Below are 18,690 nucleotides of genomic sequence, written 5' to 3'. Positions count from 1 at the left end.
GCGGTTTCGACGGTGTATTCTCCGGGCCCGATTCGGGTCACTCTGATGCCGTGATTTATTGCAAGGGCGTCAGGGATGAGGCTTTCAACTGTTGAACTCAGTAAATCGTCAATCTCGGCGGCGTCTGTCGTCGCTACATGGAGGATGGTGCGAATCGCGTGAAGTATTGCTCTTCCTCAAAGTGAAATGCGCGTAGGGCGGGTGCTGCCTATAGCTCCTTCAACAGGGGCCGGCGGGGCTATTAGTTCTGCTTGGACACCCGTGCATGCAGTAAAGGGCGGGAGAAGGAGCTACTCGCTGCTTCTTCATATCCCGCAGGCTGCGCTGGGGAGCCAGCGGACTGACCTCGTCCTGTCGTCCGCTGGCTCTCACCTTATTGGCTAACTGACGCCCTAGCTGTGGTTGGTGTGGAATTGTTCTACGTTCTGGTTGGAAGCCTCTGTTGCTTCGTTATTGGCGGGGCCTGCGATGATCAAGTCCACTTCAGCTTTTTCTTTGGAGCCCCATGTTTCGCGCGTGGTCAGTACGCCGAGCAGCCCGATGACACCCACGAGGACGTACAGGGAGGCGCCGCCGGCCCATCCGAAGTTTGCTGCCAGGAGTACTGCGAGGAAGGGGGCAAGCCCTGAGATTGAGGCTGCTACCTGGTAGCCGATGGAGGCGCCGGAGGTCCGTGTGTTGGTCCGGAAGAGTTCTGCGAACCAGGCTCCCTGCGTTCCAGTGAAGGTGGCGTGGATAAGGCCGATACCTATGACGAAGGCGAGCACTATGAGAACGGGGTTGCCGGTGTTGCTGAGCATGAACATCGGGAAGCCGAAGATGATCACGGCGATTGCGCCGCCCAGGTAGAGCTTGCGGCGGCCGATGTGGTCGGTCAGATTGCCTGCGAGCAGGGTTACGGGGATCGCGATGAGGCTGGCGAGCACGATGCCGGTCAGGCCTACGGCGCGGTCAGCTGGGTTGTTTTGGGTGATGTAGGAAAGCAGGAACGTTGCGGTGACGTAGTAGGCGCAGCTCTCAACGATGCGCAGTGAGATCACGCGCAGGATGTTGCGCCAGTCGTTCTTGAAGACTGTTGCCAAGGGATTCTTCACGATCGCGCCGTGGTGCTTGGCGTTGACGAATTCCGGGGATTCTTCGAGTTTCATCCGTACGACGAGCCCGACGACGATGAGGACGGCACTTGCCAGGAAGGGCAGCCGCCACGCCCAGTCGGTTTGCAGGGATGCGGAGAGCAGGAAGGCTGCATTGGCCAACGTGATGCCGAGCGGATTTCCGGCTTGAGGGATCGCGGCGAAGCGCCCCCTTTTCTTCCAAGGCGCGTGCTCGAACGTCATCATGACTGCTCCGCCCCACTCGGCGCCGAAGGCAAGCCCCTGGATCATTCGAATGATGATGAGCAGGATGGGAGCGAGAACGCCGACTTGGTCGTAGGTGGGAAGGCAGCCAATGAGCACGGTGGCGATGCCCATAGCCAGGAGCGCTCCTACGAGCACGGGTTTGCGTCCGTGCTTGTCACCGAGGTAGCCGCCGATGGCGCCGCCCACGGGTCGCATGAAGAAGCCCACTGCGAGAGTGGCGAAGGCGAGCAGTGTCCCCACGACAGGGTCGGTATTGGGGAAGAAGACCTTGCCGAAGTACAGTGCGGCAGCGGTGCCGTACGCGACGAAGTCGTAGTTCTCGACGCAGGTGCCGGCGCCTGAAGCAAAGGCCGTCTTGAATTTACCTGGGGACCCATGCGCGGCTTGCCGGGAGCGGTCGAAAAGTTGTGCCGTCATCGTGATATCTCCTTTGATATTTCCATTGTGTCTTCTAGTTTTGGGTTGCGGAGGGGGTTAGATTTCGTCTGCCAGGTTCCTGGCTCCCAGGAGTTCGAGTTCCCGGAGTTTCGCTACTCGCCGTTTGGTGTCTTCGTCGTCGTCGAACTTCGCGACGAGGAAGGCCTCGAGGACTTCTTTGGCTGTGGCGCGGCCGATGAGCCAGGCCCCCATGGCGATGACGTTCGCGTCGTCGTGCTCCACGGACTGATGCGCAGAGTAGACGTCGTGTCCCAACGCGCAACGTATGCCCGGGATCTTGTTGGCTGCCATGACTGCCCCCACGCCGGTTCCGCAAACCAGGACGGCTTTGTCGGCTTCGCCGGTCAGGACAAGTTCGCAGGTGGCGCGTGTGATGTCAGGAAAGTCGACGGGCAACTCGTCGGGTGCGCCGCGGTCAAGGACGTCGTGGCCGAGGCCTTCCAGGACTGAGCGAACAAAGTCCTTCAGTGGGAAGCCGGCGTGGTCATTTCCGAGAGCGATTTTCATGTGACTCCTAAGGGTGGGAAAGAAAAAGGGCTGCGGATTGGGTGTCGTGGTCTTGCAGGGTTGGTAGTTCATGGCGCCAGGGAATGGATTCCACGGCCCCGGGGCGGGTCACGGCGATCGACGCCGCGCGGCCGGCAATGGCCATCGCGGCAGGGAGTTCGCGATCAGCAGCCAGCGATGCGGCGAGATAACCGACGAACGTGTCGCCCGCGGCGGTCGTGTCCGCGACGGATACTTCAGGTGCCGATATATGGACAGGCCTACGGCCAAGGAAAGTGACGGCGCCTTGTGCTCCCGCTGTGCACAGCACTGCCGGGCCGAGAACGGACGGGAGGGTCTCCGTCAGCTCGGCGAGGTCGCCCGATGCATTGGCCAGACGGGCGAGGTCCTGGATCTCCTGCTCATTGACTACGAGCAGGTCAATGTCATCGAACAGCCCTTCAATCTCCAGTGGAGAGGGGGCAGCGTTGAGAATGACAAAGGCGCCGCAAAGCTTGGCGGCACGCGCGGCGTGCCGAACGATGTCCCGGGGAATTTCCAGTTGGAGAACCAGCACATCATTGGGGGTCAAAGTTGCCAGCCCCGCGTCTACATCGGCGAATGACAGTGCCGCGTTCGCACCGGGGCTGAGGATGATCTGGTTTTCACCCTGGTCATCTACGGCGATGACTGCAGTGCCAGTGGAAGCCGAATCTGTCAGTTTCACGTGGCTGCTGTCGATGTTGGACTCGGCCAGCACCTGCAGGATGGCCGCCCCGTGGGCATCCTGACCAACACGTCCCACCAGCCTTACGGCGGCCCCCGCCCGGGAGGCCGCCACCGCCTGGTTGGCTCCCTTGCCGCCCGGGCTGAACGTTGCGTCCGATCCTCGGATTGTTTCACCGGCCCGCGGAAAGGACGGGACCCGGATGGTCTGGTCGATGTTCAGGCTTCCGACCACGAAGACCGTGTTCATAGCTTTGCTCCTTGGTGGCTTCAGGCGATTTACGACCAACAGCCTTGGAGGATGGTAGTCGCTGATGGAAACCTTCTATGGAAAGGTTTCCATGGAAAGGTTTCCACGAGTATGCAAGACACCTGTTCTGAATGTCAACGGTGCCGTCTTGCCTGCAACTGTTTTGACACGGCCAACTCCCTCTCGGCTCCTTGCCTTGGTTACCGCGTTCCCAGTAGGGTTGAAACGTTTCCACAGGAGGGGTGAGCCAGGTAGCTACCATCAAAGACGTCGCAGAGCGCGCAGGTGTTGCCTTGGGCACGGCTTCGCGTGTGTTGAGCGGCAGTAGCCAGACTTCGCAGGATTCCCGCACGCGGGTCCTGGCAGCAGCTGCTGAACTCAAGTACATAGCTAATGGGCCGGCCAGGTCCTTGCGTCGTTCGAAGACGGACGTTATCGGCCTTCTTGTGTCCGACATTCGCAATCCGTTTTTCTCTGAGCTTGCCCATGCCGCTGAGCAGGAGGCGCGGAAGCGTGGCTACACAGTGCTTCTCGCAAATGCCAATGAAGATGCTGCCCAAGCCGACGAGTACCTTCGAATCTTTGCCGCTCAACGCATTGACGGGCTTCTCTTGGCCCCGCAGGGAGGTCGGTCCGGGCAGCTGGATGTCCTCTTAGCCTCTGGTCTTCCGGTTGTTCTGCTCAACCGAGAAATGGAGGGCGTGGACGCGCCGCTTTTTGCCACAGACAATGCCGGAGGCGTTGCTAGCGTCTTGAATTGGCTCCAAGCCAGGGGGCATCGTGACGTGGCATTCGTTGGTGGGCCGCAGGGGTTCTCGACCGGCGCCGAACGAAGGGCCGCGTATCTGGCTGGCCGTGAGGCGCATGGCATCAGCTTGGATGACCGATTGCTTGATGCCGGCGACTTCCTTGCTGATGGCTCTGAGGCGGCCATGTATCGAATTCTGGATCGGGGTGTCCGCCCGACAGCAGTTTTCGGGACGAACGGACCCACAACACTTGGCGCGATGCGGGCGCTGAGGCGGAGGCTCGGGCCAGAACAGGCATCACATATTGACATCGTCTCTTTTGACGATCTTGATTGGTTCGAGTTTGCCGTTCCCGCCGTCAGCGGGGTCCGCAACGATGCTGCCGCGATCGGGAGGCTAGGGGTCCAGGGACTTCTGGACCTGCTGGCCGGGCGTACCGTTGCTTCCCAGCGAGTAGCTACTTCGTTCGTTGACAGGGCAGGACCCCTCACCGGGCCGTTCGAACCCGGACAAGCGCGATCCAGCACGCTACCCGCGCGCTAACACCAAACCGGCATGCCGAAGCACTCCGTCAGCGCCCTTCCCGTAATTCGACGGTTTTAGAAATAGCTCAAGAACTTGCCGCCTGCCGCCTACCTGGAGAACTATTTCGGCTCCGAGTGAACCACACCCCAACCTGACGTCAGGTAGGCCAGCAAAGCTTGTCAGAATAGGGTGAGTAACGTTGAAATTGGCTCCCGTAGGCTGGGCACCGGGAACAAAACCGCACGTCAGAGCTTCATCTGCATCCATGGCGGACCTCCAACCGACGAACCGCCCCGAAATCACGGAGAAAAAGGCTTTAGAGGCACCGACAGCACTAAACGTGCAAGTGAAAGCCAAAATAAGAGCCCCCTGTCGGATTCGAACCGACGACCCCCGCTTTACAAGAGCGGTGCTCTGGCCAACTGAGCTAAGGAGGCACGCCCATCAGGGCAGGCGCCGTGACGGCGCTAGATAAGGTTAGCCCAAGGACCGCCCGCCCGTAAAAACGGGCGCCCGTAAAACAAACGCCAGGTTAAACGAACAGTGGCCCGGCCACCGGAAAATCCGGAGCCGGGCCACCGCCCCACAAAGAGCGCTTAGGCCTTGGCCTTGATGGCCGCGTCGACGAATGCAGGGAATTCGGTCTGGGCACTGTCGCCCTTGCCCCACTGCTTGCCGTCCACGAGGACCGTCGGCGTACCGCTCACGCCAATGGCTGCGGCCTCCTGGGTGGTGTACTTGACCCAGGGACGGTACGTCTTGTTCTCGACGCAGGAGTCGATGCTCTTGGCGCCCACGTCCGTGGCCATCTTCTTCAGTTCGTCGTCGGAAAGCCCGGCGCTGCCTTCGGCCGGCTGGTTGGCGAACAGGGTGTCCACAAACGCCGAGTACTTCTCCGGGGATTCGTTCACCACGCAGGCAGCGGCGTTGGCCGCACGCGACGAGTAGTTGGTGGTGGAGCGGCTGTCCAGGAAGCCCAGGGCGCGGTACTCCACGGTAATCTTGCCTTCGTCGCGGAGCTTCGTCAGGGTCTCGTTGTACGTCGCCTCGAAGTTCTTGCAGACGGGGCAGATGAAGTCGATGTAAAGGACGACCTTCACCGGCTTGCCCTTTTCGGCTTCCGCGCCCGGCGCCGTGACCGTTGCAGGTGCCGAGGCGGCAGGCGCCGGAATGTCTGCAACGTTCACGGACGCAGCGTCGGACTTTGCCACTTCGGTGCCCTTGAGCAGCGTGATGCCGCCATGGACATTGCCGTTGGCCGGGGTGGGGCCCTGGTCCGCCACCGGGGCGTTGTTCTTAAGGCTGGTGGTTACCACAAGTGCGACGACGGCAAGGATGGCCACGACGGCGACCACGATGCCCCAGCCAATGAGCAGTTTGTTCCGCTTGTCCTTCTTAAGCTGCGCTTCCCGGATTTCGCGGGCCTTCTCGCGGGCCTCGGCCGTGCGTTCTGCTTTGGACTGGCGGGGTTCATTTGCGGGGCTCATTAGTTCCTCGTGTCGTACGGACAAGTGCGGGCCACCAGGGGCAACTCCCCCAGTTTAGGGGAGAACCCGGAGCTTGCGCTTTCAAGTATTCGTTTCAGGCTGACCAACGGACGAATGGCCCGGAAGATTCCGGGCCGATAGGGTTGATAAGAGTCACAAGCAACCTCAGGGAGCCCCAATGCACGGAGCTGTAAGCGACAAATCCGACACAAAAACGGAAAGCGCGGCCGTGCCCGGCAGCAGCTCGGACGCCACCTCGGACGGGCCGGAGGATGCCACCAAGTACGACTTCATGGTGGTCTCCAACCGCCTGCCTGTGGACCGCTGCGCGCCCGGCGAGCCGGGAGATGACGGCTCCGGCTGGCGGCGCTCCCCCGGCGGCCTGGTCACTGCCCTTGCTCCGATGATGACCAGGACGGACGGAGCCTGGGTGGGCTGGCACGGTGCCGCAGACGAAACAGTGGAGCCATTCAGCCATGGCGGCATGGACCTCGTCCCGGTACAGCTCAGCAGCGATGACGTTGAGCTGTATTACGAAGGCTTTTCCAACGCCACGCTGTGGCCCCTGTACCACGATGTCATCGCGCCGCCGGAGTTCCACAGAACCTGGTGGGACGCCTACCGCACGGTGAACAGAAGGTTCGCCGACGCCGTCGTCCGTACTGCCGACGAGGGCGCAACTGTCTGGGTGCAGGACTATCAGCTCCAACTGGTGCCGCGGATGCTGCGCCAAGCGCGGCCGGACCTGAAGATCGGGTTCTTCAACCACATCCCGTTCCCGCCGCCGGAGATCTTCGCCCAGCTCCCCTGGCGCCAGGCCATCATCGACGGGCTGCTGGGGGCTGACCTGGTGGGCTTCCAGCGCAGTAGCGACGCCGGCAACTTCATGCGTTCGGCCCGGCGGTTCCTTGGCGCCAGCGTCAAGCAGCAGCAGGTCCATGTCAAGGACACCGACGGCGATCTCACCCATATCGCCCGCGCCCAGGCCTTCCCCATTTCCATCGATGTCCAGCACATCACTGAACTGGCCCAGAAGCCCGAGATCATCGAACGCGCCCGCCAGATCCGGCAGGACCTCGGCAACCCCAAGACCATCCTGCTGGGCGTGGACCGGCTGGACTACACGAAGGGCATCGGCCACCGGCTCAAGGCCTACGAGGAGCTCCTGGACGAGGGCAAGCTCAAGGTTGGCGACGCGACGCTGATCCAGGTTGCCAGCCCCAGCCGCGAGCGCGTGGAGCAGTACCGGCTCCTGCGTGAAGAGGTCGAAGGCACCGTGGGCCACATCAACGGCACCTACGACACGATCGAGAACACGGCGGTACGCTACCTGCACCACAGCTATCCGGTGGAAGAGATGGTGGCGCTCTACCTGGCGGCGGACGTCATGCTGGTCACCGCCCTGCGCGACGGCATGAACCTCGTCGCCAAGGAGTACGTCACGGCCCGCACCAACAACGACGGCGCCCTGGTGCTGAGCGAATTCGCCGGCGCCGCGGACCAGCTCAAGCAGGCCCTGCTGATGAACCCGCACGACATCGACGGCCTCAAGGACGCGGTGATGAGGGCGGTCAAGATGTCCTCCCGGGAATCGGCCCGCCGCATGCGCGCCATGCGCAAGCAGATCCTGGACCACGACGTCGACCGCTGGTCGGCCGGCTTCCTGAACGCCCTCAACGAGAAGGTAATCCGCGATGACTCCTGAGGCAGAGCACCCCGAAGAGGCAGGCCGCACCCGGCTGACGCTGTCCCCCGAACTGCTGGAGGCGGTGCGCCGCATCGCCGGCACGGAGCACCTGCTGGTGGCCATGGACTTCGACGGCACCATCTCCCCCATCGTGGACCACGCCGGGGACGCACGCCCGCTCCCCCGCTCGGCTGCCGCCTTCGCGGAGCTGACCGCTTTACCGCGGACGACGACGGCACTCATCTCCGGGAGGGCACTGGACAGTCTGCGGGCGGTCGCCTCCCCGCCGGAGGAGACCCTGCTGATCGGCAGCCACGGCGCCGAGGCGTGGCTGGGCCCGGGCTCCGCACCGCTGACCCTCGACCCCGCACAGCTGTCGCTCCTCGAGGAGGTCCGGGGCATCCTGACGGAAATCGTGGACCTGGCCCCCGGGACTGTCCTGGAGGAAAAACCCGCCGGCGTTGTCCTGCACACCCGGCTGGCGGCCGACGACGTCGCCGAGGATGCCGTCGCCGCTGCCCGCGCCGCACTCCAGGAGCGTCCGGGCGTCTACCTCAAGAACGGCAAGCGCGTCCTCGAAACGTCCGTGGTGCACGCGTCCAAGGGTGAGGGCGTTGACTTCCTGCGGCAGGCCACGGGCGCCTCGGGCGTACTCTTCGCTGGCGACGACACCACCGACGAGGACGCCCTGGCCCGTCTCGGGCAGCACGACGTCGGTGTGAAGGTGGGCTTCGACTTCACCCAGGCACAGTTCCGGGTTGAGGCGCCGGCGCACGTCGCCGAACTCCTCGAGGCGCTGCTGCGGGAACGCCGGAAGGCCGTCACTGCGGGATAGCGCGGCGGATGCCCTGTGACGCATGTCATCTGTGACGTCCGTAACATTTTGTCCGATTTGCGATAAATCTGACATACTCTTCTTTGTGATGTGGCGCACAGGAACCGTGCGGCGTCACTGGATGCTCCTCGGCCCCGGCCGGGGAGTCATCATGTAGGGCATAACTGAATTACATGAACCATTCACTACGGATCGTCCGGCACGTACCTGCCGGTGAAGGGATTGATAACTGTGGCAACAGTTACTTTTGACAACGCTACGCGTCTGTACCCGGGCACTGAAAAGCCCGCTGTTGACAAGCTCAACATCGAAATCGCCGACGGCGAATTCCTGGTCCTCGTTGGACCCTCCGGTTGCGGTAAGTCCACCTCCCTGCGCATGCTCGCAGGTCTCGAGGACGTCAACGCCGGCCGGATCCTCATTGGCGACCGCGATGTCACCGACGTTCCGCCGAAGGACCGCGACATCGCGATGGTTTTCCAGAACTACGCCCTGTACCCGCACATGACCGTGGCGGACAACATGGGCTTCGCCCTCAAGATCGCCGGTGTCAGCAAGGAAGAGCGCGCCGAGCGGGTCCGCGAAGCTGCAAAGCTCCTGGACCTTGAGCAGTACCTCGACCGCAAGCCGAAGGCACTCTCCGGCGGTCAGCGCCAGCGTGTTGCCATGGGCCGCGCCATTGTGCGTAACCCGCAGGTCTTCCTCATGGACGAGCCGCTCTCCAACCTGGACGCCAAGCTCCGCGTCCAGACCCGCACCCAGATCGCTTCCCTCACCCGCCGCCTGGGCGTCACCACCGTTTACGTGACCCACGACCAGGTCGAGGCCATGACCATGGGCGACCGTGTTGCGGTGCTCAAGGACGGCCTCCTTATGCAGGTGGACACCCCGCGCAACCTGTACGACCGCCCCAAGAACGTCTTCGTGGCCGGCTTCATCGGCTCTCCCGCCATGAACCTGCTGGAACTTCCCGTGGTCGACGGCGGCGTCCAGTTCGGCGGCACCGTTTACCCCGTGCCGCGCAACATCCTTGAAGAGGCACACGGCCAGACCGTCACCCTGGGCAGCCGGCCTGAAGACCTCGAGACCGCAGCCCAGGGCGAAGGCATCCAGGTTGAGGTCGACGTCGTCGAAGAACTCGGCGCCGACGCTTACGTCTACGGCCACACCACGCTGGACGGCAAGACCCACGACATCGTGGCCCGCGTCGACGGCCGCCGTCCCCCGATGAAGGGCGAGTCCATCTGGGTCCGTCCGCAGTCCGGCCACGTGCACCTGTTCGACACCAAGACCGGCGAGCGCCTGGGCGACTAGTCCCCACCGGCTCCCTAACCTCGCTCCGCTTCGGCCAGGGAATCCTGCCGGCGTGGGCCCACCCACCGGCACCCTAACCAAAACCTTGGCGGCGGTCCTCCCCATCCGGAGGGCCGCCGTCGGGCTTTAACCGCTGTCCCCTTTTAGGCACCCCCCGCAAAATACGGAAGAATTGACCCATGACCGAGGAACACAACGCGCAGTGGCACGACGAACCCACCGACTACGGGCAGATCGGCAAACTGCCGCGGTTCGAAGCCGCCAGCGCCAATGACGACAAGGCAGCCTCGGTCGCAAGCAACCTCAACATCACGGCCGCTGCCGCCGACCCCGAACTCCTCGATCTGCCCTGGCACATAGCGCTCGAGGACTGGCCGGCGGAAAACCTGGCCGCGCTCCCCCGCGGTATCTCCCGGCACATCGTGCGGTTCGCCCACCTCGGCGGCTCCGTCATCGCCATCAAGGAAACGTCCGAGCACGTGGCCCGCCACGAGTACCACATGCTCCGTAAGCTCGCGCGCCTCGATGTGCCCTGCGTGGAGCCTGTCGCCGTCATCACCGGCCGCACCACCCCCGACGGCCGTCCCCTGAACCCGGTCCTCGTGACCCGGCACCTGAAGTTCTCCATGCCGTACCGCGCGCTCTTCTCGCAGATGCTGCGCAAGGACACGCTCACCCGGCTCATCGACGCCCAGGCGCTGCTGATGGTCCGCCTGCACCTCATCGGCTTCTACTGGGGAGACGTCTCGCTCTCCAACACCCTGTTCCGCCGGGACGCCGGCGCCTTCGCCGCCTACCTGGTGGACGCCGAAACCGGCGAACTGTACCCGGACCTGTCCACGGGCCAGCGCGAGTACGACCTGGAGATCGCCCGCGTCAACATCGCCGGGGAACTCATGGACCTCCTCGACGGCGGGCTGATCGAGGAGAAGGTGGACCCCGTGGCCACCAGCGAACTCATCATGGAAAGCTACCGGCGCCTGTGGACGGAGCTGACCGCCAAGGAATCCTTCGAACTGGGCGAGCGCTGGCGGGTCGGCGCCCGCATCCGCCGGCTCAACGAGCTCGGCTTCGACGTCGAAGAGTACGCGATCAAGACCACGCAGAACGGCTCCACCATCCAGCTGCAGCCGAAGGTGGTCGACGCCGGCCACCACATGCGCCGTCTGCTGCGCCTGACCGGCCTCGATGCCCAGGAGAACCAGGCCCGCCGCCTGCTCAACGACATGGACACCTTCCGGGCCGACAACAACCCGGAGATGGACGAGGAATACAGCGCGCACCTCTGGGTCAGCCAGATCTTCGAGCCGATCGTCCGTTCCATCCCCCGCGACCTCTCCGGAAAGCTCGAACCCGCCGAAGCCGTGCACGAGGTGCTGGAGCACCGCTGGTACATGTCCGAAAAGCAGGAACGGCACATCCCGCTGGCCGAGGCCGTCCAGTCCTACATCGACTCGATCCTGCGCCACCGCCGCGACGAGGCCGCCATCATGCTGAACCCGGACACGGAGCTGCTGAAGATCCTGGCCGTGGAGACCGAGGAATCCCGGTACGGGGCCGATGAGACCGAGGACGACTATCCCGACGCCGACGACTGAGGCCCTGCGTTGACCACCCTGATCCGCGCCGTCCGGCCGTGGGGACAGCCGCTGAGCGATGTCCTCATTACGGACGGCAAGATCTCGGCCGTCGAACCGCACCGCCCGGCGAGACCGGCTGTGGCGACGGTCGTCGAAGGCCGCGGCAGGCTGCTGGTGCCGTCCTTCTCCGACGTCCACGTCCATCTGGACTCCACCCGGATCGGGCTGCCGTTTCGCGAGCACACGGGCGGGCCTGGCGTGTGGACCATGATGATGAACGACCGGCTGAACTGGCGCAACGCAGAAGTCCCGCTGCAGGAACGCGTCAACAACACGCTCGGCCGAATGATCGCGCGGGGCACCACCCGGGTCCGTTCCTACGCCCAGGTAGACGTGGACTGCCGTCTGCAGCGTTTCGACGCCGTCGCGGCAGCCAAGGATCAGTTCAGGGACCGGGCCGACGTCGAGATCATCGCCTTCCCGCAGGCCGGCCTCCTGCGGGAGGAGGGCACCATCCCGCTGATGGAAGAGGCGCTGAAGGCTGGCGCAAACGTCATGGGCGGCATCGATCCGTGCGGTCTGGACCGCGACCCCGCCCGGCACCTCGACATCGTGTTCGGGCTGGCTGAGAAGTACCAGATCCCCATCGACATCCACCTGCACGAGCCCGGCGAACTGGGTGTCTTCAGCACCGACCTGGTGCTTGAACGCACCCGCGCCCTGGGCATGCAGGGCAAGGTGACCATGTCCCACGCCTACCAGCTGGGCAGCGTCTCCGAGGCCACCACCCGACGGCTGATCGATGAGTTCGCCGAACTGGATATCTCCATGGCGTCGGTGGCACCGTCAGCAGCCGGCCAGCTCCCCCTCCCGCTGCTCGCCGAGGCCGGTGTCCGGGTGGGCCTTGGCGAGGACGGCCAGCGCGACTACTGGTCCCCCTACGGGAACACGGACATGCTGGACCGCACCTGGCAGCTGGCCTTCACGCACGGCTTCCGCAGGGACGAACTGATCGGGCACTGCCTTGCCATCGCCACGGTCGGCGGCGCCAGCGTCCTGGACCCGTCGGCGACGCGGCTCAATGGCACGGCTCACCGCCCCGGCCTTGAGGCGGGCGATCCTGCCGAGCTCCTGCTGCTCGACGGCGAGACGGTGGCCTCCGCGGTCATGGACCGGGGCACTGACCGCACCGTAATCCACCAAGGCAGGGTCGTCGCCGACGGTCTGGAACTGGTCTAGGTCTGCCGGGGGCCTTAGCCGCCCTTCGTCTTGCCTTAGATCGCCTTGCCCGGGTTCAGGATGCCGGCGGGATCGAAGAGGTTCTTGACCCGGCGCTGCAGCTCGCGGAGCGGCTCCGGCTGCTCGAGGCCCAGCCAGCGCAGCTTGTACTGCCCCACGCCGTGCTCGCCCGTGATGGTCCCGCCCATTTCCAGCGCCGCCACGATCGACGCGTCGAGTGCCGTGTTCAGGCGAAGCAGGGCGCCGGCGTCCACCTCGTCGTTCACGCGGTCAATCCAGAACGTGGGGTGCAGGTTGCCGTCCCCGGCGTGGGCCACCACCTTCAGCCTGACGCCGTGAACCTCGGCCAGCGCTTCGAGCGCCGCCACGTAGTCCACCAGCCGGGAGCGTGGCACGGCAACGTCCTCGCCCACGCGGTACTGGTCGTCCACCTCGACGCCCCTGCTGTTGCGCCGCAGTTCCACCAGCTGCTCCGCCTCCGCGCTGGCCTCGGTGGTGACCACCGCGCCGCCGGCCGCCAGCACTTCACGCACGACGTCGGCCTCCGCCGCCGCCCCGAAGCCGTCCGTCTGGACCAGAAGCAGCGAAGCTCCGCGCGAGGCGAGGTCCGAGCCGTGCAGCTCGTCAAGCTGGGCCAGCGATCCGCCGTCGAGCAGTTCCATGATGGCCGGCTGCACGCGGGCCTTGCCCACGGCGAGCACGCCGGCCGCCGCCTGCCGGAAGTCGGGGTAGAACGCGGCGATGGTGTGCACCTCACGGGGCAGGTACTTCAGCCGGACGGTCGCGGCGACCACGATGCCCAGCGTGCCCTCCGATCCCACGAACAGCCCGGTCAGGTCGTAGCCGGCCACGCCCTTGAAGGTTTGGTGCCCGGTGTGCAGGAGCGTGCCGTCCGCGAGGACCACGTCCAGGGCCAGCACCGAATCCCGGGTCACGCCGTACTTGGCACACCGCAGGCCGCCGGCGTTGGTGGCCACGTTGCCGCCGACGGTGGAGATCCTGAAACTGGCGGGGTCCGGAGCAAACATCAGCCCGTGCGCCGCGGCGGCGTCGTTCAGGTCGGCGTTGATAACGCCCGGTTCGACGACGGCGGTCTCGTCGTCCGCGTTGAGCTTCAGGATGCGGTTCATCCGTTCCAGGCCAAGGACCACGCACCCATCGCTGGCATGGGCGCCTCCCGAGACCCCGGTGCCGGCGCCGCGGGGCACCAGAGGCACGTTCCGGGCGGCGCAGGCTTTGACGGTGGCCTGGACGTCGTCGACGGACTCCGCCAGAACCACGGCGGCTGGCAGCCGGTAGTCCACCACGGGGGCCTGGTCCACCGCGTACACAGCGAGTGCGGCCTCGTCCCGGAGGACCTTCCGCGGCCCCAGGATTGATGTCAGTTCGTCGGCGATGCTGCCCATGGGTCTCCCGTCAATCACTTTGCTCCAGTCTAGATGTCACGTGGGCCACGCCCCCTGCCCCTTCTGGCCCACTCGCAGGAGGGACTGTCCGGCCTGATGCTGGAAGCGTTTCCAATCTGGTCTCTTGGCGTGACCACGTCGCGCCGCTCCATGACCCCAATTGTCAAGCATGTGAAAGGTGTAAACGCTTTCATTGCGTCCCTTCCCGCCCTTAGGATGGGCCAATGTCTGTTGACTCGTTTCTGCACTCGGCCTCCCCGCTGGCCGGCTCCCTGACGCCCATCCACGCCCCGGACAACGCGCACGGCTGGTGGCGGTCAGCTGTCATCTACCAGGTGTACCCGCGCTCCTTCCGCGACATGAACGGCGACGGCGTCGGTGACCTTGCGGGGATCACCGCCGAGATGCCACAGCTTGCCGAGCTCAACGTGGACGCCGTCTGGCTTTCACCCTTCTACCGCTCACCGCAGCGCGACGCCGGATACGACGTCAGCGACTACTGCGACGTCGACCCGATCTTCGGCACGCTCGGGGACTTCGACGGCATGGTGGCTGAGGCGAACCGCCTGGGCCTGCGCGTCATCGTGGACCTGGTCCCGAACCACTGCTCCGACCAGCACCGCGATTTCCAGGCGGCGCTGGCGGCCGGCGCGGGCAGCCCCGAACGGGACATGTTCATCTTCCGCGACGGCCAGGGCGCCGAGGGCAACGAACCACCCAACAACTGGGAATCCCACTTCGGCGGCTCCGCCTGGACCCGCATCACCGAACCTGACGGCGCTCCGGGCCAGTGGTACCTGCACCTCTTTGATTCATCACAGCCCGACTTCAACTGGGACAACCAGTCCGTGCACGACGAGTTCGAGCGCATCCTGCGCTTCTGGCTGGACCGGGGCGTCTCCGGGTTCCGCGTGGACGTTGCACACGCCTTGGTCAAGGCCCCGGGCCTTCCCGCCTGGGGCGGGCGCGCGGACGGCAGCAGCTCCGACGGTTTCCCCGGACACGAGGCACCGATGTTCGGCCAGCCGGCCCTGCACGACATCTACCGTGCTTGGCGCGGGATTCTCGAGGAGTACGGTCCCGACCGCATTCTCTGCGCGGAAGCCAACGTGGACCCCCTGCCGCGGCTGGCCCACTGGGTCCGGCCCGACGAAATGCACCAGGCCTTCAACTTCCCCTACCTCCACGCGGGGCTGGACCTCCCCCGCCTGCGCCACATCGTGACCGAGTCCCTGACGTCCCTGGACGCCGTGGGTGCCCCCAGCACCTGGGTGCTTTCCAATCACGACGTCGTCCGGCACGCCACCCGCTTCGGGTACGACTGGTCCGGGCCGCGGAACGGCGACGGCGTCGGTCCTCAGGACCCTCAGCCGGACGAGGAACTGGGCAGGACCCGGGCCGCGGCGGCGTCCCTGTTCATGCTGGGGCTCCCCGGCGGCGCATACCTGTACCAGGGCGAAGAACTTGGGCTGCCTGACGGCATCGACATCCCGGACCGCCAGCGGCAGGACCCGACCTTTGCGCGCACCGGCGGTGCCCGGTTGGGACGCGATGGCTGCCGGGTCCCGCTGCCGTGGAAGGCATCCGAACGCCACAGCGGCTTCGGCGACGGCGACGCCCCCTGGCTGCCGCAGCCGGAAAGCTTCGCAAAACTGGCCCGGGACGCCCAGGCGGGGGACCCGTCGTCGCACTTGAACCTGTACCGCCGCATGCTCAATGTCCGGCGTGAACTGGACCTTGGGCGCGGCTCCCTCGCCTGGGCGGAGGAATGGTGCACCGCGTCGTCCCTGGCGTTCCTCAACGGGGACATCCTGGTAGTCATGAACACCGGTCCCGATCCCCTGGAACTGCCCGCCGGCGAAGTTGTGCTCCGCAGCTCGTCGGGCTTGGGCCCTAACGATGAGGACCAGCGGTTTGGCCTGGGCCCAGCGGAAACCGTCTGGCTGCGGATTCCTGCAGAGGCAACGGCGAGCTGAGACATGGCCGGCATCAAGGACGTTGCGGAACGGGCCGGGCTTTCCATAGCCACCGTTTCGCGCGCCTTGAGCGGCAAGGGGCATGTGTCGCCGGCCAGCCGTGAGCGTGCCCGGGGAGCCGCGGCCGAGCTCGGCTTCGTGCCCTCCTACCAGGCATCCAGCCTCGCCTCGGGCCGTACGCGCAACATCGGACTCGTGGTCCCCACCGTGCGCCGCTGGTACTTCGCTTCGGTGGTGGAGGGCGTATCAGCAGCTCTCCTCGACGCTGGTTATGACCTGACGCTCTACAACATCACGGAGGGTGCGGTCCGGCGCCGGAGCATTCTCCAGGACTTCCTGCTGCGGAAACGCGTGGATGCTGTTATCGCGGCGGCACTGGCGCTGACCGAGGACGAGATCGGCCAGATGATGGCCATCCAACGGCCGCTGGTGGGTATCGGCGGGCCGTTGCCCGGAGCCTCCACCATCCGGATAGACGACCACGGCCTGGCAGAGGCGGCCGTCAACCACCTGATCCGGCTCGGCCACAGCCGGATCGCGCACATCACGGGCGACTCGGTGTACGAGCAGGACTTCAAGATCCCGCGAACCCGGCGCGCAGGCTATGAGAAGGCGCTGACGGCCGCAGGACTAGCCGTGCGGCCGTCATGGGTGGTCAGGGCGGACTTCACCATCGAGGGTGCCTACGCCGTGGCACGGGACCTGCTGGGTGGAACCGCGGAACGGCCCACGGCCGTCTTTGCAGCCTCAGATGAGATGGCGATAGGAGCGATTTTGGCGGCCAGGGACTTTGGGCTCAGGGTTCCGGAAGACCTGTCAGTCATCGGCATGGACGGGCACGAACTGGGTGAACTCTTCGGCCTGACCACAGTCGATCAGGATCCGCGCGGCCAGGGAGCCTTGGCTGTGCGCCTGCTGCTCGAGGGGTTCGACGGCGGAACGGGCCGGCCCGTCGTCAACACCGAGTACCCGACGCGGTTTGTGGTCCGGCGGAGCACCGCGGTACCCCCGGCTTAGGTTGCCGCTACTCCCCAGCGCCGCCCATGAACCTTGCGTACCGGTCCAGCACTTCCGGCCAGTCCTTCTCCCACGCGGCCCGGGTGCCCGCCGGATCCTCGGCCCCTTCCCAGCCGTCATGGACGATTCGCAGCTCGGTGCCTTTCTCTACGCCCCGGAACACAACACGAAGCTCAGTGGACCACAAAGCGGTGCTGCCTGGGTACCACGACGCGTGGAAGGACAGCGGAGGCTGCCAATCGTCAATGGTGCCCCAAATGGTGCTGCGGCCGTCGTCGGCGGTCTCCAGGATCAGGTTCTCCTCGAACTCCACGTACGAGCCCGGACCATACACGCTGTTGGTCTCCATGGGCCACCAGAGATGGGTGTGGTCGGTGAACCCCATGAATGCGCGGGACACAGGCCCGGGGACAACAGCACTGCAGATGACCGGGTCAAGGCTGACTGCGGGCTCAGGCGCTTCGCCGCCGGCGGCGTGGCTGAAGAGATTTTCCATGGTTACCAACTCTACCGGCCCCCACCCGACGCCTCCTCACATCCCGTCGCCTCAGCCCGGACGCCTCCTCACATCCCGTCGCTTGGGCCCGAATGCTTCCTCACATCCCGTCGCTTGGGCCCGAATGCTTCCTCACATCCCGTCGCTTGGGCCCGAATGCTTCCTCACATCCCGTCGGTTCAAATGCGCTATCAGAACTGCCGCGCGCCCGAACTGCTCGAGGACCAGTGAATGTAGCGGGACTAGCTGCTTGCGCCGGAGGCGATAACGCCCGCACCCAGGGCAGCGATGACGCCGCTGCTGACGCGTTCGACGCCGGTGCTCACCTTTGGGCGTCGCAACCAGCCCATCGCTTTGTAAGCGATCAGCGCGACGACGGCCAGGTAGCCGAATGCAATGACTGCTTCCACTGAGCCCAGGACCATCGCGGTGCCCATGGTGTCGCCGCCCTGAGGGATGAACTGCGGGACGACCGCCAGGTAGAAGAGGCCAACTTTGGGGTTGAGCAGAGTGGACAGCGCCCCCGCGCCGAGGCCGGCCAGGGTGCTGTACCGAAGCGCGCCCCCTTCTTTACCGCCCTGCGTGCCGTCGTTGGCGGCCTTCCGCGTCTTCAGGAACGAGGAAATGCCGAGGTAAAGCAGATAGAGACCGCCCGCGATCTTGAGCCAGCGGAACACCTCGGCGGACTGCTCCAGGATCGCTGCCAGTCCCACGCCGACAAGGGCCGCCCACGCAATAGCGGCAACCGCTGAGCCCGCCGCAGCCGCAATCCCCGCGCTGGGCCGGTTCAACGCGATACGCAGCACCAGGAACGTGTCAGGACCGGGCGTAAGGGACAGAATGAGGCACAGTCCAGCGAAGGCAGCGAGCGAAGGGAGGGTCATGGTGACGATTATCCCCGATGAGGAAGCATCCGGGAAAAACCTGCAGGAGGTGAGGAAGGGTCCGGGAAAAACCTGCAGGAGGTGAGGGAGGGTTTTGGTGGTCCCGGGTTGGGCAGGGCACTTGTTGAACGCGCCCTGTTAAAATGCTCAGGCCCCGACGTTCTTCGTCGGGGCCTGAGCCGTAAATAGTGTCCGGCGGTGACCTACTCTCCCACACCCTCCCGGGTGCAGTAC

15 protein-coding genes and 1 tRNA gene are annotated in these 18,690 nt (G+C 65.1%); 8 read left to right on the top strand and 8 right to left on the bottom strand.

Annotated elements, in window-relative coordinates:
* Positions 1-392 precede the first annotated feature (392 nt).
* The 3 genes from CXZ05_RS13860 to CXZ05_RS13850 are packed head-to-tail and all read right to left on the bottom strand — an operon-like array spanning position 393 to position 3,261.
* Positions 393-1,778, bottom strand: a complete 1,386-nt coding sequence (locus tag CXZ05_RS13860; RefSeq protein ID WP_102973137.1) for an MFS transporter — start codon at positions 1,776-1,778, stop codon at positions 393-395.
* Between the two features lie 57 nt (positions 1,779-1,835).
* On the bottom strand, positions 1,836-2,306 hold the full coding sequence (locus CXZ05_RS13855) for an RpiB/LacA/LacB family sugar-phosphate isomerase (RefSeq protein ID WP_102973136.1): 471 nt from the start codon (positions 2,304-2,306) through the stop codon (positions 1,836-1,838).
* A gap of 7 nt (positions 2,307-2,313) precedes the next feature.
* Positions 2,314-3,261 (bottom strand): ribokinase, encoded by a 948-nt coding sequence (locus CXZ05_RS13850; RefSeq protein WP_102973135.1) that lies wholly within the window; start codon positions 3,259-3,261, stop codon positions 2,314-2,316.
* A 242-nt stretch (positions 3,262-3,503) separates the two neighbouring features.
* Here CXZ05_RS13850 and CXZ05_RS13845 point away from each other — a divergent pair, with 242 nt between their 5' ends.
* Positions 3,504-4,553 carry a LacI family DNA-binding transcriptional regulator gene (locus tag CXZ05_RS13845; RefSeq protein ID WP_102973134.1) on the top strand — a complete coding sequence of 350 codons (1,050 nt, stop codon included), beginning with the start codon at positions 3,504-3,506 and terminating at the stop codon, positions 4,551-4,553.
* Positions 4,554-4,898: 345 nt separating this feature from the next.
* On the opposite strand, the gene CXZ05_RS13840 is transcribed toward CXZ05_RS13845, so the two are convergent.
* Positions 4,899-4,972 (bottom strand) — tRNA-Thr (locus CXZ05_RS13840).
* Positions 4,973-5,131: 159 nt separating this feature from the next.
* The gene (locus CXZ05_RS13835) at positions 5,132-6,022 is read right to left on the bottom strand and encodes a DsbA family protein (protein ID WP_102973133.1); all 891 of its coding nucleotides are present in this window, start codon (positions 6,020-6,022) and stop codon (positions 5,132-5,134) included.
* Between the two features lie 292 nt (positions 6,023-6,314).
* On the opposite strand from CXZ05_RS13835, the gene CXZ05_RS13830 reads away from it, so the two are divergent.
* From CXZ05_RS13830 to CXZ05_RS13810, 5 genes are all read left to right on the top strand, one after another.
* A complete protein-coding gene (locus tag CXZ05_RS13830; RefSeq protein ID WP_258006592.1) occupies positions 6,315-7,727 on the top strand; it encodes a trehalose-6-phosphate synthase in 1,413 nt (470 codons plus the stop codon).
* The gene (gene otsB, locus CXZ05_RS13825; protein WP_102973131.1) at positions 7,717-8,544 is read left to right on the top strand and encodes a trehalose-phosphatase; all 828 of its coding nucleotides are present in this window, start codon (positions 7,717-7,719) and stop codon (positions 8,542-8,544) included. Before CXZ05_RS13830 ends, otsB begins: the two co-directional genes overlap by 11 nt.
* Before the next feature lie 231 nt (positions 8,545-8,775).
* Entirely contained in the window at positions 8,776-9,858 is a 1,083-nt protein-coding gene (locus tag CXZ05_RS13820; RefSeq protein WP_102973130.1) for an ABC transporter ATP-binding protein, read from the top strand.
* Between the two features lie 179 nt (positions 9,859-10,037).
* Positions 10,038-11,456: a DUF4032 domain-containing protein gene (locus CXZ05_RS13815; protein ID WP_102973129.1), complete on the top strand. Its 1,419-nt coding sequence runs from the start codon at positions 10,038-10,040 to the stop codon at positions 11,454-11,456.
* A 9-nt stretch (positions 11,457-11,465) separates the two neighbouring features.
* Positions 11,466-12,677 (top strand): amidohydrolase, encoded by a 1,212-nt coding sequence (locus CXZ05_RS13810; RefSeq protein WP_102973128.1) that lies wholly within the window; start codon positions 11,466-11,468, stop codon positions 12,675-12,677.
* A gap of 35 nt (positions 12,678-12,712) precedes the next feature.
* Here CXZ05_RS13810 and CXZ05_RS13805 read toward each other — a convergent pair whose 3' ends face one another.
* A complete protein-coding gene (locus tag CXZ05_RS13805) occupies positions 12,713-14,083 on the bottom strand; it encodes an FAD-binding oxidoreductase (protein WP_102973127.1) in 1,371 nt (456 codons plus the stop codon).
* A 224-nt stretch (positions 14,084-14,307) separates the two neighbouring features.
* On the opposite strand from CXZ05_RS13805, the gene CXZ05_RS13800 reads away from it, so the two are divergent.
* Positions 14,308-16,059, top strand: coding sequence for a glycoside hydrolase family 13 protein (locus CXZ05_RS13800; RefSeq protein ID WP_102973126.1), 1,752 nt, complete (start codon positions 14,308-14,310; stop codon positions 16,057-16,059).
* A gap of 3 nt (positions 16,060-16,062) precedes the next feature.
* A complete protein-coding gene (locus tag CXZ05_RS13795; RefSeq protein WP_102973125.1) occupies positions 16,063-17,076 on the top strand; it encodes a LacI family DNA-binding transcriptional regulator in 1,014 nt (337 codons plus the stop codon).
* A 7-nt stretch (positions 17,077-17,083) separates the two neighbouring features.
* Here CXZ05_RS13795 and CXZ05_RS13790 read toward each other — a convergent pair whose 3' ends face one another.
* Complete coding sequence (locus tag CXZ05_RS13790; RefSeq protein WP_102973124.1) at positions 17,084-17,572, bottom strand: hypothetical protein; 489 nt, start codon at positions 17,570-17,572, stop codon at positions 17,084-17,086.
* Positions 17,573-17,814: 242 nt separating this feature from the next.
* Positions 17,815-18,456 (bottom strand): LysE family translocator, encoded by a 642-nt coding sequence (locus CXZ05_RS13785; protein WP_102973123.1) that lies wholly within the window; start codon positions 18,454-18,456, stop codon positions 17,815-17,817.
* Positions 18,457-18,690 lie beyond the last annotated feature (234 nt).

The sequence above is a fragment of the Arthrobacter sp. AFG20 genome (assembly GCF_002892795.1).
Taxonomy (GTDB): Bacteria; Actinomycetota; Actinomycetes; order Actinomycetales; family Micrococcaceae; genus Arthrobacter.
This window is presented reverse-complemented; position numbering and strand designations above follow the sequence as displayed.

Coding starts and splice junctions, on each gene's coding strand:
- CXZ05_RS13860 (WP_102973137.1), bottom strand. CDS start 1,778: ATGACGGCACAACTTTTCGACCGCTCCCGGCAAGCCGCGCATGGGTCC.
- CXZ05_RS13855 (WP_102973136.1), bottom strand. CDS start 2,306: ATGAAAATCGCTCTCGGAAATGACCACGCCGGCTTCCCACTGAAGGAC.
- CXZ05_RS13850 (WP_102973135.1), bottom strand. CDS start 3,261: ATGAACACGGTCTTCGTGGTCGGAAGCCTGAACATCGACCAGACCATC.
- CXZ05_RS13835 (WP_102973133.1), bottom strand. CDS start 6,022: ATGAGCCCCGCAAATGAACCCCGCCAGTCCAAAGCAGAACGCACGGCC.
- CXZ05_RS13830 (WP_258006592.1), top strand. CDS start 6,315: ATGGTGGTCTCCAACCGCCTGCCTGTGGACCGCTGCGCGCCCGGCGAG.
- otsB (WP_102973131.1), top strand. CDS start 7,717: ATGACTCCTGAGGCAGAGCACCCCGAAGAGGCAGGCCGCACCCGGCTG.
- CXZ05_RS13815 (WP_102973129.1), top strand. CDS start 10,038: ATGACCGAGGAACACAACGCGCAGTGGCACGACGAACCCACCGACTAC.
- CXZ05_RS13805 (WP_102973127.1), bottom strand. CDS start 14,083: ATGGGCAGCATCGCCGACGAACTGACATCAATCCTGGGGCCGCGGAAG.
- CXZ05_RS13800 (WP_102973126.1), top strand. CDS start 14,308: ATGTCTGTTGACTCGTTTCTGCACTCGGCCTCCCCGCTGGCCGGCTCC.
- CXZ05_RS13795 (WP_102973125.1), top strand. CDS start 16,063: ATGGCCGGCATCAAGGACGTTGCGGAACGGGCCGGGCTTTCCATAGCC.
- CXZ05_RS13790 (WP_102973124.1), bottom strand. CDS start 17,572: ATGGAAAATCTCTTCAGCCACGCCGCCGGCGGCGAAGCGCCTGAGCCC.
- CXZ05_RS13785 (WP_102973123.1), bottom strand. CDS start 18,456: ATGACCCTCCCTTCGCTCGCTGCCTTCGCTGGACTGTGCCTCATTCTG.